Origin of the sequence: Phenylobacterium terrae (assembly GCF_042681205.1) — a bacterium.
Taxonomy (GTDB): Bacteria; Pseudomonadota; Alphaproteobacteria; order Caulobacterales; family Caulobacteraceae; genus Phenylobacterium; species Phenylobacterium terrae.
Genome location: NZ_JBHUEY010000007.1, coordinates 1 through 21461, shown reverse-complemented (window position 1 = coordinate 21461; position 21461 = coordinate 1). Strand labels below are relative to the sequence as shown.

Annotated in this window: 19 protein-coding genes and 3 tRNA genes; 12 read left to right on the top strand and 10 right to left on the bottom strand. The window is 70.4% G+C overall.

Translation table 11 applies throughout. From position 1 onward, the window contains the following. From ACFSC0_RS19415 to ACFSC0_RS19405, 3 genes are all read right to left on the bottom strand, one after another. Nucleotides 1-673: GTP-binding protein (locus ACFSC0_RS19415; protein WP_377355189.1), on the bottom strand; the 673-nt coding region annotated here is incomplete at its 3' end. 45 nt (nt 674-718) lie between these two features. Further along, a tRNA-Gly gene (locus ACFSC0_RS19410) sits at nt 719-792 on the bottom strand. Nucleotides 793-841: 49 nt separating this feature from the next. Beyond that, nucleotides 842-927: transfer RNA gene (locus tag ACFSC0_RS19405), tRNA-Tyr, on the bottom strand. A 126-nt stretch (nt 928-1053) separates the two neighbouring features. Here ACFSC0_RS19405 and rlmB point away from each other — a divergent pair. Beyond that, entirely contained in the window at nt 1054-1851 is a 798-nt protein-coding gene (gene rlmB / locus ACFSC0_RS19400; RefSeq protein WP_377281424.1) for a 23S rRNA (guanosine(2251)-2'-O)-methyltransferase RlmB, read from the top strand. A gap of 43 nt (nt 1852-1894) precedes the next feature. Then, the gene (locus ACFSC0_RS19395) at nt 1895-2617 is read left to right on the top strand and encodes a TerC family protein (RefSeq protein WP_377281423.1); all 723 of its coding nucleotides are present in this window, start codon (nt 1895-1897) and stop codon (nt 2615-2617) included. A gap of 244 nt (nt 2618-2861) precedes the next feature. Here ACFSC0_RS19395 and metG read toward each other — a convergent pair whose 3' ends face one another. Then, nucleotides 2862-4682 (bottom strand): methionine--tRNA ligase, encoded by a 1821-nt coding sequence (metG, locus tag ACFSC0_RS19390; protein ID WP_377281422.1) that lies wholly within the window; start codon nt 4680-4682, stop codon nt 2862-2864. 186 nt (nt 4683-4868) lie between these two features. Here metG and ACFSC0_RS19385 point away from each other — a divergent pair, with 186 nt between their 5' ends. Both ACFSC0_RS19385 and ACFSC0_RS19380 read left to right on the top strand, forming a co-directional pair. Continuing rightward, nucleotides 4869-5294, top strand: coding sequence for a DUF1761 domain-containing protein (locus ACFSC0_RS19385; RefSeq protein ID WP_377281421.1), 426 nt, complete (start codon nt 4869-4871; stop codon nt 5292-5294). A gap of 164 nt (nt 5295-5458) precedes the next feature. After that, nucleotides 5459-5896 carry a hypothetical protein gene (locus tag ACFSC0_RS19380; protein ID WP_377355239.1) on the top strand — a complete coding sequence of 146 codons (438 nt, stop codon included), beginning with the start codon at nt 5459-5461 and terminating at the stop codon, nt 5894-5896. Here ACFSC0_RS19380 and ACFSC0_RS19375 read toward each other — a convergent pair. Then, complete coding sequence (locus tag ACFSC0_RS19375; protein ID WP_377281419.1) at nt 5893-6246, bottom strand: DMT family protein; 354 nt, start codon at nt 6244-6246, stop codon at nt 5893-5895. The two genes, ACFSC0_RS19380 and ACFSC0_RS19375, sit on opposite strands and share 4 nt — an antisense overlap. Before the next feature lie 92 nt (nt 6247-6338). On the opposite strand from ACFSC0_RS19375, the gene ACFSC0_RS19370 reads away from it, so the two are divergent. From ACFSC0_RS19370 to ACFSC0_RS19355, 4 genes are read left to right on the top strand one after another with little or no spacing between them, the layout of a single operon-like run. Beyond that, a complete protein-coding gene (locus ACFSC0_RS19370) occupies nt 6339-7454 on the top strand; it encodes a polyamine ABC transporter substrate-binding protein (protein WP_377281417.1) in 1116 nt (371 codons plus the stop codon). Next, nucleotides 7427-8605 carry an ABC transporter ATP-binding protein gene (locus ACFSC0_RS19365; RefSeq protein ID WP_377281416.1) on the top strand — a complete coding sequence of 393 codons (1179 nt, stop codon included), beginning with the start codon at nt 7427-7429 and terminating at the stop codon, nt 8603-8605. The genes ACFSC0_RS19370 and ACFSC0_RS19365 overlap by 28 nt, the downstream gene beginning before the upstream one ends. Continuing rightward, a complete protein-coding gene (locus tag ACFSC0_RS19360) occupies nt 8602-9498 on the top strand; it encodes an ABC transporter permease (RefSeq protein WP_377281415.1) in 897 nt (298 codons plus the stop codon). The genes ACFSC0_RS19365 and ACFSC0_RS19360 overlap by 4 nt, the downstream gene beginning before the upstream one ends. Next, the gene (locus ACFSC0_RS19355) at nt 9495-10280 is read left to right on the top strand and encodes an ABC transporter permease (RefSeq protein WP_377281414.1); all 786 of its coding nucleotides are present in this window, start codon (nt 9495-9497) and stop codon (nt 10278-10280) included. The genes ACFSC0_RS19360 and ACFSC0_RS19355 overlap by 4 nt, the downstream gene beginning before the upstream one ends. Nucleotides 10281-10682: 402 nt before the next feature. On the opposite strand, the gene ACFSC0_RS19350 is transcribed toward ACFSC0_RS19355, so the two are convergent. Continuing rightward, nucleotides 10683-12071 carry an amidase gene (locus tag ACFSC0_RS19350; protein WP_377281413.1) on the bottom strand — a complete coding sequence of 463 codons (1389 nt, stop codon included), beginning with the start codon at nt 12069-12071 and terminating at the stop codon, nt 10683-10685. 51 nt (nt 12072-12122) lie between these two features. Between ACFSC0_RS19350 and ACFSC0_RS19345 the strand changes: the two genes are divergently transcribed. Then, a tRNA-Thr gene (locus tag ACFSC0_RS19345) sits at nt 12123-12198 on the top strand. Nucleotides 12199-12329: 131 nt separating this feature from the next. Next, nucleotides 12330-12827 carry a c-type cytochrome gene (locus ACFSC0_RS19340; RefSeq protein WP_377281412.1) on the top strand — a complete coding sequence of 166 codons (498 nt, stop codon included), beginning with the start codon at nt 12330-12332 and terminating at the stop codon, nt 12825-12827. Between the two features lie 296 nt (nt 12828-13123). On the opposite strand, the gene ACFSC0_RS19335 is transcribed toward ACFSC0_RS19340, so the two are convergent. The 3 genes from ACFSC0_RS19335 to ACFSC0_RS19325 all read right to left on the bottom strand — a co-directional run bounded on the left by ACFSC0_RS19335 (nt 13124) and on the right by ACFSC0_RS19325 (nt 18473). Beyond that, nucleotides 13124-16285: an efflux RND transporter permease subunit gene (locus tag ACFSC0_RS19335; RefSeq protein WP_377281432.1), complete on the bottom strand. Its 3162-nt coding sequence runs from the start codon at nt 16283-16285 to the stop codon at nt 13124-13126. Then, nucleotides 16285-17484, bottom strand: a complete 1200-nt coding sequence (locus ACFSC0_RS19330; RefSeq protein WP_377281411.1) for an efflux RND transporter periplasmic adaptor subunit — start codon at nt 17482-17484, stop codon at nt 16285-16287. Before ACFSC0_RS19330 ends, ACFSC0_RS19335 begins: the two co-directional genes overlap by 1 nt. A 134-nt stretch (nt 17485-17618) precedes the next feature. Continuing rightward, complete coding sequence (locus ACFSC0_RS19325) at nt 17619-18473, bottom strand: helix-turn-helix domain-containing protein (protein WP_377281410.1); 855 nt, start codon at nt 18471-18473, stop codon at nt 17619-17621. Between the two features lie 150 nt (nt 18474-18623). Between ACFSC0_RS19325 and purU the strand changes: the two genes are divergently transcribed. After that, on the top strand, nt 18624-19514 hold the full coding sequence (gene purU, locus ACFSC0_RS19320; RefSeq protein ID WP_377281409.1) for a formyltetrahydrofolate deformylase: 891 nt from the start codon (nt 18624-18626) through the stop codon (nt 19512-19514). Here the strand turns inward: purU and nhaA are convergent. Continuing rightward, nucleotides 19501-20712 (bottom strand): Na+/H+ antiporter NhaA, encoded by a 1212-nt coding sequence (gene nhaA, locus ACFSC0_RS19315; RefSeq protein ID WP_377281408.1) that lies wholly within the window; start codon nt 20710-20712, stop codon nt 19501-19503. The two genes, purU and nhaA, sit on opposite strands and share 14 nt — an antisense overlap. Before the next feature lie 200 nt (nt 20713-20912). Between nhaA and ACFSC0_RS19310 the strand changes: the two genes are divergently transcribed. Next, complete coding sequence (locus ACFSC0_RS19310) at nt 20913-21314, top strand: GFA family protein (protein WP_377281407.1); 402 nt, start codon at nt 20913-20915, stop codon at nt 21312-21314. The last annotated feature ends 147 nt before the right edge of the window (nt 21315-21461 follow it).

Here is a 21461-nt window from a genome sequence, read left to right as displayed (position 1 = left end):
CCGAGATCGAGAACACGTCTTCCACCGGCATCAGGAACGGCAGGTCGATCGGACGCTCCGGCTGCGGAATGTACTCGTCCACCGCCTTCATCAGCTCGAGGATGGCGTTCTCGCCGATCTCCGGGTTGGTGCCTTCCACCGCCGCCAGGGCCGAGCCCTTGACGATCGGGATGTCGTCGCCCGGGAACTGGTACGAGGAAAGCAGCTCGCGCACTTCCATCTCGACCAGGTCGAGCAGCTCGGCGTCGTCGACCATGTCGACCTTGTTCATGAACACCACCAGCGCCGGCACGCCCACCTGACGGGCCAGCAGGATGTGCTCGCGGGTCTGCGGCATCGGACCGTCCGCCGCCGAGACCACCAGGATCGCGCCGTCCATCTGCGCCGCGCCGGTGATCATGTTCTTCACATAGTCGGCGTGGCCGGGGCAGTCGACGTGGGCATAGTGACGGTTCTGCGTCTCATACTCCACGTGCGCCGTGTTGATCGTGATCCCGCGGGCCTTCTCTTCCGGCGCCGCGTCGATGTCTTCGTACTTCTTCGCCGTCGCACCGCCCGTCTTGGCCAGCGTCATCGTGATCGCCGCCGTCAGCGTCGTCTTGCCATGGTCGACGTGACCGATGGTGCCGATGTTGCAGTGCGGCTTGGTGCGTTCGAACTTTTCCTTGGCCATTTAAGGGTCCTGCGGGCGTTGCTTGAGGTTGAACTCGAAGAAAGCTGGAGCGGGTAGCGGGAATCGAACCCGCATCCTCAGCTTGGAAGGCTGCTGCACTACCATTGTGCTATACCCGCCGATCTGAGCGGGCTCGCCGCTTGCCTCCTTGTTCGTGACCGAAGCGCGTGGTGGGGGAAGTAGGACTCGAACCTACGAAGGCGTACGCCAGCGGATTTACAGTCCGCCCCCTTTGCCGCTCGGGACATTCCCCCAGCGCGCTCGGAGCCCTCGTCGGGACGCCTCGCAATTCGCCTCCGCTCGCCCGCGGCCGGTGCTATGGACCGGTCTGACTTGCGGGGGCCGATCACGTCGGGCCCCAATTTGGAGAGCGCCTTATAGTGTCACGTCCTGGGGAACGCAACGACGGCCGGAAAGGCCGCAATCCGGCCGGAAAACCGCCCTTCCGTCCGAGGCCTCAAACCGCGTCCGACGACTGGATCTGGGGCTGGCACGCGGTGGAGGCGGCGCTGGCCAACGAACGGCGCGGGCCGCCCGTCCGCCTGATCGCCACGGCCGACCGCGCCCGCCAGCTCGAAGCCCGATTCGGCCGAATCAGGGCGCTCGAGATCGCCGACGCGAACACGGTCGCCCGGACCCTGCCGCCGGGCGCCGTGCACCAGGGAATCGCCCTGCGCCCCGGCCCCCTCCCCGACGTCGACCTCGCCGACTTCGAGGCCCGGCCCGGCGCGGTGCTGCTGATGCTCGACCAGGTCACCGACCCGCAGAACGTCGGCGCCATCCTGCGCTCGGCCGCGGCGTTCGGCGCGGCCGGGGTGATCCTGCAGGAGCGGCACGCCCCGCGGTTCACCGGCGCGCTGGCCAAGGCCGCGGCCGGGGCGGTGGACGCGATACCGATCGCCCGGGCGGTCAACCTCTCCCGCGCGCTGGAGCAGCTGGCCCGGGCCGGCTGGCGCTCGGTCGGCCTGGCCGGCCAGGCCGAGCGGCCCCTCTCCGAGGTTCTCGGCGGCGAGCCGGTGGTGCTCGTCCTGGGCTCGGAGGGCGAGGGCGTGCGCCGGCTGGTCGCAGAACACTGTGATGCGTTGGCGAAGATTCCGATGCCCGGCGGCTTCGAAAGCCTGAACGTTTCGGCCGCAGCGGCGGTCGCTCTGTACGAAGCTGTGCGGAACAGAGCCTAAGCCAGTTGCGGAGCGCTTCACGGCGCCGCATTAACCGCGGCCAATGCTCGAAGAACTCCTCACCCCGGCCGCGTTCTCCGCCTTCCTGCAAGTCCTGATGATCGACCTGGTCCTGGCCGGCGACAACGCCGTCGCCGTGGGCCTGGCCGCCGGCGGCCTGCCGCAGGAGCAACGACGCAAGGCGATCCTGTTCGGCCTTGTCGCGGCGGTGGTGCTGCGGATCGGCTTTGCGCTGATCACCACCCAGCTGCTCGGCATCATCGGCCTGCTGTTCGCCGGCGGCGTGCTGCTGCTCTGGGTCTGCTGGAAGATGTGGCGCGAGATGCGCGACCAGGCCGTGGCCGAGGAGGAAGCGGCCGAGGCGGTGCTCGACAACGACCCGACCACCGAGCCCAAGATCAAGCCGGCCAAGACCTTCAGGTCGGCCTTCCTGCAGATCCTCATCGCCGACGTCTCGATGAGCCTGGACAACGTGCTGGCCGTCGCCGGCGCGGCGCACGATTACCCGGTCATCCTGATCTTCGGCCTCTTGCTGTCGATCGCCCTGATGGGCGTGGCCGCCACCTTCATCGCCCGGCTGCTGCACAAGCACCGCTGGATCGGCTACGTCGGCCTGGTCATCGTCCTGTGGGTCGCCCTGCAGATGATGTGGGAAGGCCACCGCACCGTCGTGGTCGACCTGGGCTGGACCGCCGACTACAACGCCTTCATGCCCGACTTCGCCGACATCGGCCCCGAGGAAGAAGCCGAGCATCGACGGCACTAGGGGGGCGCGCTGCCTTTCCCGCCGCAGGCGGGACAGGGGGACCGCCCGCCGAAGCCGGCGAACGCCGGCTGAAGAGCGGGTGGTGGAGAGGGCAAGCCACAGGCGCGGCCTTTCCCCTATCTCCAATCAGCTTCGGCTGATGTTCCTGGCGCGGCGCGCGCGGCTTTCCCTCTCCACCCCGGGCTCTTCCCTTGACGCTCGGCGCGTGGTCCCCCTCTCCCGCTTCGCGGGAAAGGAAGTAGCGCTACCCCGCCGCTTCCATCTCCGCCCCGCCGAACCGCTCGCTCCACTCAGCGACCTGGGCGTCCTCGACCTTGCGGAACAGCACGTCGGGCGCGGCGACCTTGCGGCCGGGCTCCAGGATCTGGAGCAGGCCCGCGCCCTCCCCTTCCGGCCAGCGGCCCGGATAGTCCTCGCCGATCGCCAGCGCGATCTTCTCGGCCGCGAAGGGGATGAAGGGCTCCGACACCTTGGCGAACAGGGCCACCAGGTTCAGGCCCGTGCGCACCACCACGGCGGCGCGGTCGCGGTCGGTCTTGATCGCCGTCCAGGGCGCGGCCTCGGTCAGGTACTGGTTGCCCAGCACCCAGAGCTGGCGCACCGCCTGGGCCGCCTTCCTCATCTCGGCCGCCTCCAGGTAACCGGTCAGCTCGGCGAGCTTGTCGGTCACGTCCGAATAGAGGCGCGTCTCCAGCTCGCCCGGCGCCCCGCCTTCGGGCACGACGCCGTCGAACCGGCTCTCGCAGAACTTCAGGATGCGGTTGACGAAATTGCCGAGCACGTCGGCGAGGTCGGCGTTCACCTGCGCCTGGAACTGCTCCCAGGTGAAGTTGGCGTCCGAGCTCTCCGGGGCGTTGGCGGTCAGCCACCAGCGCCAGTAGTCGGCCGGCAGCAGCTCCAGCGCATGGTCCATGAACACCCCGCGCCGCTGGCTGGTCGAGAACTTGCCGCCGTACCAGTTCAGCCAGTTGAAGCCCTTCAGCATGTCGACCAGCTTCCAGGGGGTGTTGGAGGCCTGGGTCCACTTGCCGTCCGAGCCGAGGCTCTCGTTGAGGCCGATCAGGGTGCAGGGAAAGCCCACCGTGTGGAACGGCACGTTGTCCTTGCCCATGAACTCCACGTAGGTGACGTCCTCAGCGTGCGGCAGCCGCCACCAGCGCTCCCACTCGATCTCCTCGGCCGCGCCGCGGCCCTCCTCGGCCGCCTTGGCGTCGGCCCATTCCCAGGTCGCGCCGATGTACTCGATGGGCGCGTCGAACCAGACGTAGAACACCTTGCCGGCCAGGCCCTCGATGTCCGGCAGCTGGCCCTGCGGGTTCGCCCCCCAGTCCCAGGCGTTGACCGGCACGCCCCAGGTCAGGTCGCGGGTGATGCCGCGGTCCTGCAGCCCTTCGTCCAGCCACTTGAAGGCGATGGAGGTGACCAGGTTCGGCCAGCTCCCCTTCTTGGTCCCGATCCAGTGGCGCAGCTTGTCCGAGAACAGCGACTGGCGAAGGAACAGGTGCTTGGAGTCGCGGATCTCGATCTCTTCCGAGCCCGACACCGCCGAGCGCGGGCGGATCAGGTCGGCCGGGTCCAGCACCCGGGTGCAGTTCTCGCACTGGTCGCCCCGAGCGGCCTCGTAGCCGCAGTGCGGGCAGGTGCCGACCACGTAGCGGTCCGGCAGGAAGCGCTTGTCGGCCAGCGAATAGACCTGCTTGGTCACCCGTTCCTCGATGAAGCCCGCCTCCCACAGCGCCTTGGCGAACCGCTGGGTCAGCCGGTGGTTCTGCGGCGAGGACGAGCGGCCGAAGTGGTCGAACGACAGGCCGAACCGGCGGCAGATATCGTGCTGGGCCCGGTGCTGCTCGTCGCAGTAGTCGCGCACGTCCTGGCCGGCCGCGGCGGCGGCCAGCTCGGCCGGCGTGCCGTGCTCGTCGGTGGCGCAGACGAACAGCGTCTCCTTGCCCCGGGCGCGCTGGAAGCGGGCGTAGACGTCGGCGGGCAGCATCGAGCCCGCCAGGTTCCCCAGCTGCTTGATGCCGTTGATGTAGGGCAAAGCCGAGGTGATCAGGACGCGGGACATCGCTCGCTCGGGGCCTTTCGAAGGGGCTGACGCGGAAGGGGCGCTATATAGGCCTGCAAACCGTGGCTGCGAACCCCGCGCGATTTTCCTCGCCAATCCGGCGGTAGAGCTTCACACTTTTCGCAAGTGCCGGGGTCCGACGGCGCACCCGCAGCGACCTGCGCCGTCTCTTGGGAGGCGAAGCTCATGTTCAAAGGCGTCAACTGGATCGCCGTGGCCGTCGCATTCGTCGTCGTCTACGGAGTCGGATTCCTCTGGTATGGCGTGCTCTTCACCCGCGCCTGGACGGCCGCGCTCGGGCGCGAGCCGGACATGTCGAACCCGGGCCTGTCGATGACCCTGGGGGCGCTCAACACCTTGCTGACGGTGATCGGGATCGCCTGGCTGCTGGCGCGCCTCGGGGCCCGCACGGCGATGTCGGGCCTGGCCGCCTCCCTGGCGGCCTTCGTCTTCTTCGTCCTGACAGCCAGCGCCATGGACTACATCTACCAGGGCGACAGCGAGCAGCTGTTCGCCATCGACATCGGCTACCAGCTGGCCACCTTCGTCCTGGCCGGACTCGTCCTGGGCGCCATGCAGCGCCGGGTCCCGGCCGCGGCGGCGACGGCTTGATCGCGCCATCAGGCGCAGGCCGGTCGCTCGCCGCGGCGCTCGCGCTTGTGATGACCCTTTGGGCGGCCGCGGCGACAGCACAGCCGGCAGGGCCCACCTGGCCTGAGGCTCCCGCCGAGCCGAAGGTCGAAAGGCCGCCGCCGGCGTCGCCCCGCCCTGCCCCCGTGACGGCGGAGGCCTGCGCCGCGTGGGAGACGGATGCCGCACGGGTCGCCGCCTTCGACGCCGCAGCGCAGGCGCGCTGGGACTACCTGCGGGACTGGACCGACCACGCCCAGGCGCTCGCCGCCTGGCGCAAGCAGCGGCTCGTCGAACTTGGCGCCTGGCCTCCGAGCCCCGCGATGCGCCAAGGCCAGCTGCACGCCGATGCTCGCCTTCTCCAGCTCGACAGGGAGGCGAGAGCCGGGATTGAGAGCTTGAAGTCTCGCCTCCAGGGGCTCGGTTTCATCGGAGGCCGCATGCCGGACAGGCTGGCGTGCGGGCCGCTGATCTCCGCTTTGCAGGAGATGGACCAGCTCCTGGACCTCCTGGGCCGCGCGGACGTGGTGACCGACGAGCTCTACAGCGCCGAGGCCCGGCGGGCGGGCGTCGTCCTCGACTAGAGCGCCCCCTTGAACACGAACAGCGCGCCCAGCGCGATCAGGGCGAAGCCGACGGCGTGGTTCATCGTGAACCGCTCGCCCAGGTAGGTGATCGAGAACACCGCGAAGACCGCCAGGGTGATCACCTCCTGCATCGTCTTCAGCTCGGCGGCGGAATAGACGGCGCGGCCGATGCGGTTGGCCGGCACCGCCAGACAGTATTCGAAGAAGGCGATCCCCCAGCTGGCCACGATCAGCAGCCACATCGGCCGGTGCTCCACCTTCAGGTGGCCGTACCAGGCGAAGGTCATGAACACATTGGACGCCACGAGCAGCAGCACAGGCCAGACGGCCGCCGCGGTGGAAGGCATGTGCGGTCCCCCTGGCGGGGCTGGGGAAGAATCGGGCTTAACCCCGCGCGCGCAACGCCTATAACCTGCGCCGCAGTCGGAGGGAGAGCGGCATGCGGGGATGGGGCGCGCGGATCGGCCTGGCGCTGGCGGCGGCCGCGCTGGCGCTGTCGGGCTGCGGCGGCGGAGAGGCCGAGAAGAACCGCCCCGGCACGCTGCGCATCTACAACTGGAGCGACTACATCGACCCGGCGCTGCTGGAGGACTTCACCAGGCAGACCGGGATCAAGGTCGTCTACGACACCTTCGACTCCAACGAGGTGCTGGAGACCAAGGTCCTGCAGGGCGACATCGGCTACGACCTCGTGGTCCCGTCCAACTCCAACCTGCCCCGCTACATCACCGCCCAGGCGATCACGCCCCTGGACAAGGCCAGGCTCCAGGGCCTGCAGAACCTGTGGCCTGACGTCGTGCGCCACATGGAGCCGTTCGACCCGGGCGCGAAGTACGCCGTGCCCTACATGTGGGGCACCATCGGCATCGGCTACAACCGCGACGCGGTGGCCCAGCGGCTGCCGGGCGTGGCCGTCGACTCCTGGGCCTTCGCCCTGGATCCCAAGAACCTCGCCAAGCTGGAGGACTGCGGCGTCTACTTCCTCGACGCCTCGGAGGACATGTACGCCCTGACCCTGCAGTGGCTGGGCAAGGACCCCAACTCCAAGGCCGTCGCCGACTACCAGGCGGCCACCGACGCCCTGCTCGTCGCCCGCCCGTTCGTGCGCAAGTTCCACTCCTCGGAGTACATCAACGCCCTGGCCAACGGGGACATCTGCCTGGCCATCGGCTACTCGGGCGACGTCTTCCAGGCCGCGGCCCGGGCCGAGGAGGCCGGGGGCAAGGTCAAGGTCGAGTACGTCATCCCCAAGGAGGGCAGCCAGGTCTGGTTCGACGTCTTCGTCATGCCCAACGGCGCGCCCAACCCCGAGGCCGCCTACGCCTTCCTGAACTACATGCTCAGGCCCGAGGTGATCGCCAAGGCGACCAACTACACCCGCTACGCCAACGCCAATTCGGCCGCGACGCCGCTGGTGGACGCCGAGATCCGCGAGAACCCCAACATCTATCCGACCCCCGAGGTCTTCCAGCGCCTGTTCGTCACCACCGCCAAGGACCCGGCCCTGCTGCGCGAGGTCAATCGGCAATGGACGAAGGTGCTGACCGGCCAGTGACGAACGGCCGGCTCAACATCGGAGCCATCCGCTCCGGCTTCGCGCCCTGGGAGGACCCGGCCGCAAAGCCGCTGGTGCGGTTCGAGAAGGTCACCAAGCGGTTCGGGCCGGTCGCCGCCGTCAAGGCCGTCGACCTTTCGATCTACGAGCGCGAGTTCTTCGCCCTGCTGGGCCCCTCCGGCTGCGGCAAGACCACCCTGATGCGCCTCCTGGCCGGCTTCGAGACGCCGGACGAGGGCCGCGTGCTGCTCGGCGACAACGACCTTTCGGACGACCCGCCGCACCGCCGCCCGGTGCATCTGATGTTCCAGTCCTACGCCCTCTTCCCGCACCTCACCGTCGCGCAGAACGTCGCCTTCGGGCTGAAGCAGCAGAAGCTGCCGAAGGCCGAGATCGCCGATCGCGTCTCCGAGATGCTTTCGCTCGTCCGCCTGGGCGGGCTGGAGCGGCGCCGGCCCGACCAGCTCTCCGGCGGCCAGAAGCAGCGCGTCGCCCTCGCCCGCGCCCTGGCCCCGCGCCCCAAGGTCCTGCTGCTCGACGAGCCGCTCGCCGCCCTCGACCGCAAGCTGCGCGAGGAGACCCAGTTCGAGCTGATGGCGCTCCAGCAACGGCTCGGCATGACCTTCATGATCGTCACCCACGACCAGGACGAGGCCATGGTCGTGGCCGACCGCATCGCCGTCATGCAGGCCGGCGAGATCGCCCAGGTCGGCCGCCCCACCGAAATCTACGAAGCGCCGGCCAGCCGCTACGTGGCCGACTTCATCGGCGATGTGAACCTGTTCGAAGCCGTCGCCACCTCGGTCAGCGGCGGCCAGGCCCTGTTCGCCAGCCCCGACTGCACCGGCGGCCTGGCGGCCCGGATCGACGGGGGCGTGCCCCTGGCCGGCAAGCTCTGCCTCGCGGTCCGCCCCGAGAAGATGGTCCTCCACCTCGACCCGCCGCCGGAGGGCCCCAACCGGCTGGCCGGCAAGGTCGCCGACATCGGCTATCTCGGCGACTGGACGACCTACGTCGTCGAACTGGAAGGCGGCCGCACCGTCCGCGCCGCGCGCGCCAACAGCGCCCGGCTGGTCGAGCGGCCGGTGGGCTGGGACGATCCTGTCTGGCTGACCTTCGCGCCCGACGCCGCCGTGGTGCTGACGAGGTGAGCCGCAAGGACCGCTCCGGCCGCGCCGCGCTCGCCCCGCTCCTCTGGCTCGGCCTCTTCTTCCTCTTCCCCTTCCTGCTGGTCGCCAAGCTGTCCCTCTCGGACATCGCCCTGGCCGTGCCGCCCTACGCCCCGCACCTGGACCTGGGCGGCGGCCTGGAGGGCCTGCGAAGCTTCTTCGCGGCCCTCGACCTGGAGACCTACCGCAGGCTCGGCGAGGACCGGCTCTATCTGTCGGCCTACCTCTCCAGCCTGCGGATCGCGGCGATCTCCACCGCCATCCTGCTGCTGATCGGCTATCCCATCGCCTACGGCATGGCCCGCTGCCCGCCGGCCGCCCGGCGGGCGCTGGTGCTGGCGGTGATCCTGCCGTTCTGGACCAGCTTCCTGATCCGGGTCTACGCCTGGATCGCCATCCTCAAGCCCGCCGGCCTGTTGAACGCGGCGCTGGAGCCCCTCGGCCTCGGGCCGCTCAACCTGCTGAACACCGAGGCCGCCGTCCACATCGGCCTCGTCTACGCCTACCTCCCCTTCATGGTGCTGCCGCTCTACGCGGTGCTGGAGCGCCAGCCGGCCGAACTGCTGGAGGCCGCCGCCGACCTCGGCTGCACGCCGATCCAGGCCTTCTGGCGGGTGACCTTCCCCATGTCCCTGCCCGGCGTCGCAGCCGGCGCCCTGCTCTGCTTCATCCCGATGGTCGGCGAGTTCGTGATCCCCGACCTCCTGGGCGGGTCGGAGACGCTGATGCTGGGCAAGGTGATCTGGACCGAGTTCTTCGCCAACCGCGACTGGCCGGCCGCCTCGGCGGTGGCCGTGGTCCTTCTCCTGACCCTGATCGTCCCCATCACCCTATACCAGCGCCAGCAGAGCCGGATCCTCGGAGCTCGTCGATGAGGCGCGGCCCCTCGTTGTTCAACCTGGTCTCTGTGGGCCTGGGGCTGCTCTTCCTCTACGCGCCCATCGCCCTGCTGATCGCCTACTCGTTCAACGACAGCCGCCTGGTCACCGTCTGGAGCGGCTTCTCCCTGCGCTGGTACGGCGAGCTCTTCCGCAACGAGCAGCTCCTGCAATCGGTCTGGATCACCGTCCGCATCGCCGCCCTCTCGGCGACGGCCGCGACGGTGCTCGGGACCCTCGCCGCCGTCGCCCTGGTCCGCGGGGGCCGCTTCCTGGGCCGGACGGTCTTCTCCGGCGCCGTCTACGCGCCCCTGGTGACGCCCGAGGTGATCCTCGGCCTGTCCCTGCTGCTGCTGTTCGTGGCCGTTGGCGCGCCGCGCGGCTTCTGGACCGTCGCCGCCGCCCACACGACGCTGACCCTCTGCTATGTCACCGTGGTCGTTCAGGCCCGCCTCGCCAGCTTCGACCGCAGCCTGGAGGAGGCCGCCCAGGACCTCGGCTGCCCGCCCTGGCGCGCCTTCGTCACCGTCACCCTGCCGATCATCGCCCCGGCCGTGGCGGCGGCCTGGATGCTGGCTTTCACCCTCTCCCTCGACGATCTGGTGATCGCCTCCTTCACCTCCGGCCCCGGCGCCACCACCCTGCCCATGCGCATCTACAGCGCCGTCCGCCTCGGCGTGACGCCGGAGATCAACGCCATCTCGACGCTCCTGATCGGCCTCGTCGCGACCGGCGTGATCGCGGCCTACCTGGTGCAGACGCGGAAGCGCCCAACCTGACCCCCTTCCTTTCCCATTCATGGGAAAGGGGCCCGCCCGCCGAAGCCGGCGCAAGCCGGCTGAAGAGCGGGGGGTGGAAAGGGCGAGCCGCCTGCTCCGCGTGCCTCCTCTCCCCCGACGCGTAGCGCGAGGGGAGAGGATTGAGGAGAGGGGCGACGCAGGGCTCGCGGCCGCGCCGGATGGTCCGCCGGCGCTCGCAGGCAGTGAACCCTTGTCCCACTTCTTCACGATACGAGAAGCCGCTCCACCCCTCTCCCGGCCTCTCCCCTCGGGCTGCGCCTCGGGGGAGAGGAGGAGGTGGCGCGATCCACCGCGCCGCGCCTGTGGCTCGCCCTTTCCACCACCGGCTCCCCGCTTCGCTCGGCCGGCGGTCCCCTTTCCCGCACGCGGGAAAGGAAAGCGCTACAGCTCCGCCACCCGATCGAACCACGGCCGCGCCTGCTCCAGCTGGCCGGCCAGGCGGAACAGCCGCGCCTCCTCGCCCATGGGCGCGACGAACTGGAGGCCGATCGGAAGACCCTCGCGGCTCCAGGCCAGCGGCACGCTCATCGCCGGCTGGCCGGTGTTGTTGAACAGCTGGGTGTTGGACATGAAGGCGAACAGCCGCTCGCGGAAGGCGCCGGGCTGTTCCATCAGCCAGCCCACCGGCGGCGCCGGCATGCCCGCGGTCGACAGCAGCAGCACGTCGAACCTCTCGAACAGCGCCGCCACCTGCCGGGTCACCGCATGGATGGTCTGGATCGCCCGCACGTAGGCCGGGCCGCTGACGTCCGTGCTGCGGTACATGGCCCAGGTCCCCGCCTCGAGCTCGTGCGGCTCGATGGGCCGGCCGCGCCGCTCGACTTCGGCCTCCAGCATGGCCGCGGTGCTGGCGGCGATCACCTGGCCCGCGGCCCGCGCCAGCGCCTGCAGGTCGCCGGGGATGGCGGCCTCCTCGACCTCGTGGCCCAGCGCCGCGCAGAGCTGCGCGGCCTCGCGCACCGCCGCCTCGCACTCGGGGTCGATCGACGGCGCGGCGATGCCCTGGGTCGTGAAGGCGATGCGCAGCTTGCCGGGCTCGCGGCCGACCTCCTCCACGAACGGCCGCTCGGGCGGGGCCAGGAAGTACGGGTCGCCAACCTGCGGGCGGCTGACCACGTCCAGCAGGGCCGCCGAGTCGCGGACCGAGCGGGTCACGGCATGCTGCATCGAAGCCCCGCCCCACCCCTCGCCCAGCGGTGCGAACGAGACCCGACCGCGCGACGGCTTCATGCCGAACAGGCCGCAGGCGTGGGCCGGCACCCGGATCGAGCCGCCGCCGTCGCTGGCGTGGGCCGCCGGCACAATGCCCGCCGCCACCGCCGCCGAGGCCCCGCCCGACGAGCCGCCCGGCGTCCGCGTCAGGTCCCAGGGATTGCGGCTCGGGCCGAACAGCGCCGGCTCGGTCACCGGCATCAGGCCGAACTCCGGCGTGTTTGTCTTTCCGAAGATCGACAGGCCCGCCGCCAGGTAGGCCTGCACGATGGCGCTGTCCTGGGCCGCCACGCTGTCCTTGAACAGCGCCGAGCCGCCCGTCGTCGGCGTGCCCGACAGTTGCGCGCCCAGGTCCTTCAGCAGGAACGGCACGCCGGCGAACGGCCCGGCCCCGCCCCCGCGCGGCGCGAACGTCTGCGTCACCGCGTTGATCTTCGGATTGACCTCTTCCAGCCGGGCCATGGCCGTGGCCATCAGCTCATCGGCCGACACCTCGCGCCTGGCGACCAGCTGCGCCAGACCGAGAGCGTCATGCCGCCGGTATTCGTCGAACCTCATGGCCTGTCCTCCTTGCACTCGGCGCCTCGCACGGCCAATACATGGCTCAACGCCGGCTTAGCTCAGTTGGTAGAGCAGCGCTTTTGTAAAGCGAAGGTCGCGGGTTCGAGCCCTGCAGCCGGCGCCAGAGCCCTTCCCGATCAGGCGCAACCTGATGGGACCAGAAGGGCTCTCGTCAAAGATTGGGGGCGCGTTCAACCGCAGAACCGGTAACCACGTCTGCCGAGCGCGCCCACGGGTATAGTCCAAGGGGATCACATGCAACTTCGCCCGCTGCTTCTCGCCGCCGCCTGCGCCGCGCTGGCCGCCTGCAATCAGGGCGGCGGGAGCGAGAACGCGTCCGCGCCGGCGCCCAGCGCACCTGCCGCCGCGGTTCCGAAGGACCCCGAGGCCATCAAGGCGGCCCTCGCGGCCCTGCCCGCGCCCTACAACGCCGCCGACCTCGAGAACGGGCGAAAGAAGTTCGGCCTCTGCCGCTCCTGCCACACCATCGAGCCGGGCGCGCCGAACATGACCGGGCCCAACCTGCACGGCGTCTTCGGGCGCAACGCCGCCTCGGTGGAGGGCTACAACTATTCGGACGTGCTGAAGGCCTCGAACATCGTCTGGGGACCGGAGCCCCTGGACCAGTGGCTGGCCAAGCCGCAGGAGTTCCTGCCCGGCAACAAGATGACCTTCCTGGGCGTCAAGGACCCCAAGGACCGCACCGACCTGATCGCCTATCTGATGGTGGAGTCCGGCTACACGGGCCAGTAGCCGCGGCCCAGCCGCGTTGCGGTGACAGGCAGGCCTTCGGCCACCCAGTCAGGGCTACCTGTCACACTCCGCTGAGAGTCGTCGCGCCCAAAATGGGCACAACCGCTACGCGTCTGCAACCTTGACGCGCGCGCTGGGTCGGGCGATCATCGTTACGCCAGCCGGATGTCCGGCGGCCGGGACCCGACAGCACGCGGAGTCCCTTCCCCCCGCGGACGACGCGATCCCCCAGCCCTCGTCCGCACGACAGCCCATGATGACCTCGCCTTCCCCTCCCCAGGGGAAGGCGCTTCTTCCTACTCGGCCGCGTTGGCGACGCGGGTCTCCTCGCCCTGTTCGAAGGCCTCGATCCGGCGCGCGGTGTGCATCGGCGAGCGGGTGAACCTGGCCAGCAGGTTGTAGAACACCGGCACGATGAACAGGGTCAGCAGGGTCGAGAAGATCGCGCCGCTGACGATCACCACCCCGATGGTGCGCCGCGCCTCGCCGCCCGCCCCGCCCCAGACGATCAGCGGGAAGGCGCCCGCGGCCGAGGCGATCGAGGTCATGATGATCGGCCGGAGCCGCAGGGTGGCGGACTCGATCACCGCCTCGCGGATCGACAGGCCTTCGTCGCGCAGCTGGTTGGCGAACTCGACGATCAGGATCCCGTTCTTGGCTGCGATGCCGACCAGGATGATCAGGCCGATCTGGCTGTAGGTGTTGATCGAGGAGCCGGCGACCAGCAGGCCGAACAGCCCGCCGACGGCGGCCACCGGCACCGTCAGCATGATCACCCCGGGGTGGACCCAGCTCTCGAACTGGGCGGCCAGCACCAGGAAGACCAGCAGCAGCGCCATCCCGAAGGCCAGGCCGACCGAGCTGCCGGCCTCGAGGTAGTCACGGGCGCCGCCGCCCCATTTCACCGCCATGCCCGCGGGCTGCTTCTCGATCTCCTGCTGGAAGAAGTCGATCGCCTCGCCCATCGAATAGCCGGGGTTCAGCTGCACGAAGAGGCTGACCGAGCGCACCCGGTCGACGCGGTCCCGGTCCGGCGTGTCGCCGCGGATGTGGGTGGTGACCACCGAGGAAAGCGGCACCAGCTCGCCCGATCGGGCCCGGACGTAGAGATTGCCGATGTCCTGTTCGGTCTGCCGCTCGGCCCGCTCGGTCTGGACCACGACGTCGTATTCCTGGCCGTCGCGGATGTAGGTGGTCACCCGCCGCGAGCCGAAGTTGGTCTCCAGCGCCCGGCCCACGGCCTGGGCCGAGACGCCCAGCGCGGCGGCCTTCTCGCGGTCGATGTCGACGATCACCCGGGGCGAGGTCGGCTCGTAGTCGAGCCTGGCCCGCGCCATGCCCGGATTGGCCTCGGCCGCCGCCAGCAGGGGCTGCAGCCACTGGGCGATGGCCGGGTACTCGTTGCCCAGCGCGATCAGCTCGACGCTGTCGCCGCCGCCGCCGCCCGGCCCCCGCTGCAGGCCGCCGCGGACGTTCGCGATGGCCCGGATCGAGGTGATCTGTCCGAACTCGCGGTTCAGCTGCGCCGCGAGGTCGTTGGAGGTCATCTTTGAGTCTTCGTACAGCGCCGCGTTGCCGAAGCCGCCGTTGAACTGGGTGCCGTTGAACCGCGGCACGCCCAGGATGTAGCGCTCGATCACCCCTTGCTGACGGTACTTCTGGAGGATCGCCTCCACCTGCCGCGCCCCGGCCATGGTGTAGTCGTAGCCGGCGCCTTCGGGTGCGGAGATGTTGATCTCGACCCGCTTGCGGTCCTCTTCCGGCACCAGCTCGCGCGGCAGGGCGCTGAAGATCGCGACCGCTCCGAGCCCCAGGAACAGGACGAGGCCCGCCGCAGCGAAGCTCGCCGGCCGTCGCCCCAGGATCGCCTCCAGCGAGGCGTGGTAGGAGTTGCGCAGCCGGTGCATGGCGTCATCCACGTACCTCGCCACGAAGCCCTGGCCCTGGGCGGGCCGGAGCAGCTTGGAGGCCAGCATCGGCGACAGCGTCAGCGCCAGCACCGCCGAGAAGGCCACCGCCGCGGCGATCGCCACCGCCAGCTCGACGAACAGCCGGCCGATGTAGCCGGGCATGAACATCAGCGGCGCGAACACCGAGATCAGCACGATGGTGGTCGCAACGACCGCGAAGAACACCTGCCGCGCGCCGCGCTGGGCGGCGACGATCGGCGGCTCGCCCTCGTCGATCCGCCGCTGGATGTTCTCGACCACCACGATGGCGTCGTCGACGACCAGGCCGATGGACAGCACCAGCGCCAGCAGGGTCAAAAGGTTCAGCGAGAAGCCCAGCGGGGCCATCACGATGAACGAGGAGAGGATGCAGATCGGCGCGACGATCGAGGGGATCAGCGCCGCCCGCCAGGTGCCGAGGAAGATGAAGTTCACCAGCGCCACCACGCCCAGGCACAGGCCCATGGTGAACCAGACCTCCTCGATGGCGTGCTCGGTGAACACGGTGAAGTCGACCGCGATCTCCAGCTGGGTGCCTTCGGGCAGCGCGCGGTTGATCTCCGGCAGCATGTCGCGCACGCCGTGGCTGATCGCCAGGTCGTTGGCCTGGCTCTGGCGGGTGATGCCGATGCCCACCTGCTCGCGGCCGTTGGAGCGGAACGAGCGCCGGTGCTCGTCCGGCCCCTCCTCCACCCGGGCGATGTCGCCGAGCCGCACGACGTAGCCGCCGCCGGCCTGCTCGCCGTTCGCCGCCGCGGTGCGGGCGGCCGACGAGGTGATCGGCATCTGGGCGAACTGCTCGGGCGTCGCGTAGCCGCGGTTCACGCGGATGGTGAAGTCCTTGGCGGGCGCTTCCAGCGACCCGGCCGGCAGCTCGAGGTTGTTCTGGGTGAGGGCCGCCTCGACCTCGTCGACGGTGACCCCGCGGGCGGCCATGGCGGCCGGGTCGAGCCAGACCCGCATCGCATAGCGCTGGGCGCCGCCGACGAACACCTGGGCGACGCCGGGGATGGTCGACAGCCGCTCCACCAGGTAGCGCTCGGCGTAGTCGGTCAGCTCGAGCCGGTTCATGGTCCGGGAGTTGAACGACAGGAAGATGATCGCGCCGGCGTCGGCGTCGGCCTTGCGGATCTGCGGCGGGTCGGCCTGTTCGGGCAGGGCCGCGGTCACCCGGCTCACCGCGTCGCGCACGTCGTTGGCGGCGTCGTCGAGGTTGCGGTCGAGCTTGAAGGAGATGTTGATCTGGCTGCGGCCGTCGCGCGAGGCCGAGTTCACCCGGTCGATGCCCTGGATGCCGGAGACCTGCCGCTCGATGACCTCGGTGATCCGCTCCTCGATCACTTCCGCCGAGGCGCCGCGGTAGTCGGTGGAGATCGACACCACCGGCGGGTCGACGCTCGGCAATTCGCGCACCGACAGGCTCATGAAGCAGGCGAGCCCGATGACGCACAGGATGATCGCCGCGACGGCGGCGAACACCGGACGCCGGACGGAGAGGTCCGAGATCATCATGCCGGCGGCCCCTTCGGCGGGGGCTTCGCGGCGCCCGCCGGGCGGCCGGCCGGCGCGGCGCCGGCGATCTGCACGGCCTGGCCGGGCTGGATGCGGTTGAGGCCGTCGCCGACGATGCGCTCGCCGGCCGAGAGACCGTCACGGACCTCGACGAAGCCGTTCTGGCGCACGCCAGCCACGATCGGGCGCTGTTCGGCCACCGTGCGGCCGCCCTGCTGGCTGATGACGAAGACGAAGGTGGAATTGCCCTGCATCGACACCGCCGCTTCCGGCACGGCGAGGCCCGTGCGCGAGCCGCGGGCGATGGCGACGCGCATCATCATCCCGGGCTTCAGCCGGCCGCCGGCGTTCGGGAACTCGGCCCGGGCGGTGATCGCGCGGGTGCGCTCGTCCACGCGGGTGTCCAGCTGCTTGATGACCCCGTTGATCGTCTCGCCCGGATAGGCGTCGGCGGTCGCCGAGATCGACTGGCCCTCGCGCAGGCTCGCCAGGTAGCGTTCCGGGATCTCGAAATCGACCCGCACGGCCGACAGGTCGTCCAGGGTCACGATGGGCGCGCCCGGATTGACCAGCGCGCCGGGCGCGATGTCGGTCAGCCCGACGACGCCGGAGAAGGGCGCGCGGATCACCCGGTCCTGCTCGCGGGCGCGGGCGGCGGCCACGTCCGCCTCGGCGGTGCGGTAGGCGGCTTCGTACTGCTCGATCGAGGCCTTGGAGGCGAAGCCCTTCTCGCCCAGCTGGCGCCAGCGCTCGTAAGCCCGGCGGGCCTCCACGAGCCGGGCCTGGGCCTGGGCGACGCCGGCGTCCTGCTCGGCCGACTTAAGCTGCACCAGCACCGCGCCCCTGGGGACCTGCTGGCCGTCGGAGAAATGCACCCGCTCCACCAGCTGGGTGGCCGCAGCGGTGAGGGTCACCGACTGGCGGCCCTTGGCGACCCCGATCACCTCCAGCGCGTCGACGAAGTTGTGCGGCTGGGCCTGCACGACGGCCACCGTCGCCGCCCCGCCGAACCCGCCGCCGCCGCCCGGACCGCCGCCGCCAGGCCCCTTGCCCTGCGCCATCCCCGGCCCGCCCGGCCCGCCGGGGCCGCCCTGGCCGCCGCCCCCCTGGGCGGTCGCGAGCTTGAACCCCGCGACGAGGATCATCACGGCGAGCACGGCGACGGCGCCGACGAGGAAGAAATGACGTCTCAGCAACAGCGACTCCGGGCCTCGAACATGATGAGGCCTCCCCCGAAAAACATCAGCGGGAGATAGGTCTTGACCCTATCCCCGTCTAGTAACTGTCCAATGGCGCGGCATTGCGCGTGTGAAACGAGCGCCGCTTTTCTTCAGCCCCGGAGGCGGCCTTCGCGATAGGCGGACGGCGCCGTCCCCATCCGCTTCTGGAAGAAGCGCGAGAAATAGGCGGCGTCGGTAAACCCAAGGCTACCCGCCAGTTGCGAAACGCTCATAACAGAGAAGGTGAGTCCTCTACGGGCTTCGAGCATCAAACGCTCGTGAACCAGCGCCAGCGGCGCCTTGCCGGTCGCCCGGCGGCAGGCGCGCGACAGGCGGGCCAGGCTGACGCCCAGCGCCTGGGCGTAGGCCTCGAGCGGCGCGTGATCTCGGTAGCGCTGCTCGATCAGCGCGCGGAAACGGGCGACCAGCGCCGCATCGGGCGAGCCCTCGCCCTCCCGCGCGTCGTCCGCGGCCCGGGCGATCAGCGAGACGATCCGCAGGTATCCGGCCCGCAGCGCCGTGCGGCGGCCCGCCTCGGCGCGCGCGAACTCACCCTGCAGGAAGCCGAACGCGGCGGCCATCTGCCCGGCGGCCCCTCCGGGCGGGGCGACGACCAGCGGGCGGGCGAGCCCGGCCAGGTCCTCCGGCGGGACCAACTCGCCCAGGGCTGCGCCGACAGCCAGCACCACCAGCCCCTCGGCGCCCGGCGACAGCTCGAAATGCGGGACCATCCCCGGCGGCGTGACCACCAGCACCGGCCCCTTGAGCGGCACGGTGCGCCCGTCCAGCTCGCAAACCCCCTCCCCGCGCGCCACCCAGGTCAGCTGCTGCAGGTCGCGGTACCGGTTCGTGAGACCGCGGCCGTCGTACGCACGCAGGTGGTCGGCCAGGCTTTCCAGGTGGATCGGATCCAGTTCGGCGGCTCCGGCGTCAGTGAACGCAAGGGAGGCGAGCATCTGGTTCATCGGCGCCGCGGGGCTCTCGTCAGCTACGGTTAAGCCAGTATCCCCACGCGTGCGAAAAGTCCAAGCGTCCAGGCGCGGCCGAGAGGGCCGGCCCGCCTCCGCGAACCCGCGCTATTACCCTTAAGCCCTGCCGTGCTAGGCGAGCGGCCCATGCCGACCGACCTCATCCCGCCCGTCTCGCCGGAACGCCCGACCGCTCCCCTGCTCCTGACCCTGTCCTGTCCGGACCGGATCGGCATCGTCGCCGACGTCGCGTCCTTCCTGGTCGAGCAGGGCTGCAACATCATCGAAAGCGCCCAGTACGGCGACCACGAGAACGGCCGCTTCTTCCTGCGCACCGGCTTCGAGTCCCTCTCCGGCCGCAAGCTGCCGGAGCTGGAGGCCGCCTTCGCGCCGATCGCGGCCCGGCACGCCATGGAGGCCCGCTTCTACGACGCCAGGCGCAAGACCCCGACGCTGATCATGGTCTCGCGCTTCGGCCACTGCCTGAACGACCTCCTGTTCCGCTGGCGGATCGGCGCCCTGCCGATCGAGGTCAAGGCGGTGGTCTCCAACCACACCGATTTCCGCGAACTGGTGGAGCAGTCCGGACTGCCCTTCCACCACCTGCCGGTCACCGCCGCGACCAAGCCTGCGCAGGAGGCGGCCCTCGAGGCCCTGGCGGCCGAACTGGGGGTCGAGCTGATCGTGCTCGCCCGCTACATGCAGATCCTCTCGCCGCAGCTGTGCGCCCGGCACGCGGGGCGGATCATCAACATCCACCACTCGTTCCTGCCGAGTTTCGTGGGGGCCCGCCCCTACCACGCCGCCCACGCCCGCGGCGTGAAGCTGATCGGCGCCACCGCCCACTACGTCACCGAGGACCTCGACGAGGGCCCGATCATCGAGCAGGCGGTGGAGCGCGTCTCACACAGCCATTCGGTCGCCGACTACATCGCCGTCGGTCGCGACCTGGAGGCGCTGGTGCTGGCCAGGGCCGTCAAGTGGCACGCAGAGCACCGCGTGCTGCTCAACGGCCGCCGCACCGTCATCTTCCACTGATCGGCTGACCGGACGGGGTCGGCTTCGGCTCCCTGCGGGCCAGCGCCAGCACCGCCGCCCCCATCAGCGCCGAGAGCAGCGAGCCGCCGAGCACGCCGATCTTCACCTCGGCCTCGAAGAGCGGCTGGTTGGCGAAGGCCAGCAGGCCGATGAACAGGCTCATGGTGAAGCCGATGCCGCAGAGGATGGAGACGCCCCAGACCTGGCCCCAGGTGGCGTCCTCCGGCCGGTCCGCCAGACGCAGGCGGACGGCGACCCAGGTGAACAGGAACACCCCGATCTGCTTGCCGAGGAACAGCCCCAGGGCCACCCCCAGGGTGATCGGGCTGAGCAGGTCGTCGCCGCTCAGGCCGGCCAGCGAGACGCCGGCGTTGGCGAAGCCGAAGATCGGCACGATCAGGAAATTCACCGGCCGCACCAGCGCATGCTCCAGCCGGTGCAGCGGCGAGTGGTCGTCGTCCGGGCGGGCGGGCGAGCGGGCCAACGGGATGGTGAAGGCCAGGGCCACGCCCGCGATCGTCGCGTGGACCCCGGACTGCAGCACGCATCCCCAGAGAACCAGGCCCAGGCCCAGGTAAGGCCACAGCCGCCGCACGCCGAAACGGTTGAGGGCGATCAGCGCCGCCAGCACGGCGCCCGCCGCGGCCAGCCAGGTCAGCGAAAGGTTGGCCGAATAGAAGAAGGCGATGATCAGCACCGCGCCGAGGTCGTCGATGATCGCCAGCGCGGTGACGAAGATCTTCAGCGACACCGGCACCCGGCTGCCGAGCAGCGCCAGCACCCCCAAGGTGAAGGCGATGTCCGTCGCCGTCGGGATCGCCCAGCCGGCCTGCGCCTCGGGCAGGCCGCGGTTGAAGGCCAGATAGATCAGCGCCGGCGCGACCATGCCGCCGGCCGCGGCCAGGCCCGGCAGGATCCGCCGCGACCAGCGCGAAAGCTGCCCGTCGAGCAGCTCGCGCTTCACCTCCAGCCCCACCAGCAGGAAGAAGACCGCCATCAGCGCGTCGTTGATCCAGTGCAGGACGTGGAGCGGGCCGACGTACGACTTCAGGACGCCGAAGTAGGTCTCGGCCGCCGGCGAGTTCGCCAGCACGAGGCCGAGGGCCGCCGCGATGATCAGGACGACGCCGCCGCCGGCCTCGCCGCCGATGAACTCGCGCAGGGCCGACCGAGGCCGCCGCTTCACCGCTTGCTCCATGGAACCTCCGTACTCCGACCGCGACGGGCGCAACGCCCTGCGACCGGCGCCGTTCTGGCGCGGCTCGGGATTCGGCGTCAGCCCCTTGGCCGGGGGCTTAGAGAAAACCAGAGAAGATGTCAGGTCCGAATGGACTGCTGCCAAGCCCTGTCAGCAGGCTCGTGCTAACGATTCGCGCCTGGCCAATGACGGAGGACGCCATGCCGACGGGACGCTGCCACTGCGGCGCGGTGAGCTACGAGATGCCGGCGGAGGTGGTGCACTGCGCCCTGTGCCACTGCACCGACTGCCGCCGCCACGCCGGGGCCCCGATGGTCGCCTGGGCGATGGCTCCGACAGACCAGGTGAAGATCACCGGTCAGACCAAGGCCTACGCCTCCTCGGAGACTGGCCGCCGCCACTTCTGCGAGGCCTGCGGGACCAGCCTGTTCTACACCAACGACGCCGTCTTCCCGGGCCTGATCGACGTGCAGACGGCCACCCTGGACGACCCGGACCAGCTCAAGCCGCAGGCCCAGATCCAGGTGGCCGAGCGGATCGGCTGGATGGCCAGCGCCCACGAGTTGCCGGCCTTCGAGCGCTACCCCGGCCCGCCGGAGTGAGGCGTCAGGCGTCGTAGCCCGGCAGCGCCCGGTCGAGCTTGCGCAGGCAGGCCGGCCAGGCGAGGCCGCCGCCGACGCTGTCGGTGTTGCGCATCGGCCGCTCGCGGGTCTGGCTGCGCACCACTTCCTGGGCCGCCTCAGGGGCCA

What these genes read in the sequence shown, in the direction of transcription:
- ACFSC0_RS19395 (WP_377281423.1), top strand. Translation starts at nt 1,895, where the DNA reads ATGCTCGAAGAACTCCTCACCCCGGCCGCGTTCTCCGCCTTCCTGCAA.
- metG (WP_377281422.1), bottom strand. Translation starts at nt 4,682, where the DNA reads ATGTCCCGCGTCCTGATCACCTCGGCTTTGCCCTACATCAACGGCATC.
- ACFSC0_RS19385 (WP_377281421.1), top strand. Translation starts at nt 4,869, where the DNA reads ATGTTCAAAGGCGTCAACTGGATCGCCGTGGCCGTCGCATTCGTCGTC.
- ACFSC0_RS19375 (WP_377281419.1), bottom strand. Translation starts at nt 6,246, where the DNA reads ATGCCTTCCACCGCGGCGGCCGTCTGGCCTGTGCTGCTGCTCGTGGCG.
- ACFSC0_RS19370 (WP_377281417.1), top strand. Translation starts at nt 6,339, where the DNA reads ATGCGGGGATGGGGCGCGCGGATCGGCCTGGCGCTGGCGGCGGCCGCG.
- ACFSC0_RS19365 (WP_377281416.1), top strand. Translation starts at nt 7,427, where the DNA reads ATGGACGAAGGTGCTGACCGGCCAGTGACGAACGGCCGGCTCAACATC.
- ACFSC0_RS19355 (WP_377281414.1), top strand. Translation starts at nt 9,495, where the DNA reads ATGAGGCGCGGCCCCTCGTTGTTCAACCTGGTCTCTGTGGGCCTGGGG.
- ACFSC0_RS19350 (WP_377281413.1), bottom strand. Translation starts at nt 12,071, where the DNA reads ATGAGGTTCGACGAATACCGGCGGCATGACGCTCTCGGTCTGGCGCAG.
- ACFSC0_RS19340 (WP_377281412.1), top strand. Translation starts at nt 12,330, where the DNA reads ATGCAACTTCGCCCGCTGCTTCTCGCCGCCGCCTGCGCCGCGCTGGCC.
- ACFSC0_RS19335 (WP_377281432.1), bottom strand. Translation starts at nt 16,285, where the DNA reads ATGATCTCGGACCTCTCCGTCCGGCGTCCGGTGTTCGCCGCCGTCGCG.
- ACFSC0_RS19325 (WP_377281410.1), bottom strand. Translation starts at nt 18,473, where the DNA reads ATGAACCAGATGCTCGCCTCCCTTGCGTTCACTGACGCCGGAGCCGCC.
- purU (WP_377281409.1), top strand. Translation starts at nt 18,624, where the DNA reads ATGCCGACCGACCTCATCCCGCCCGTCTCGCCGGAACGCCCGACCGCT.
- nhaA (WP_377281408.1), bottom strand. Translation starts at nt 20,712, where the DNA reads ATGGAGCAAGCGGTGAAGCGGCGGCCTCGGTCGGCCCTGCGCGAGTTC.
- ACFSC0_RS19310 (WP_377281407.1), top strand. Translation starts at nt 20,913, where the DNA reads ATGCCGACGGGACGCTGCCACTGCGGCGCGGTGAGCTACGAGATGCCG.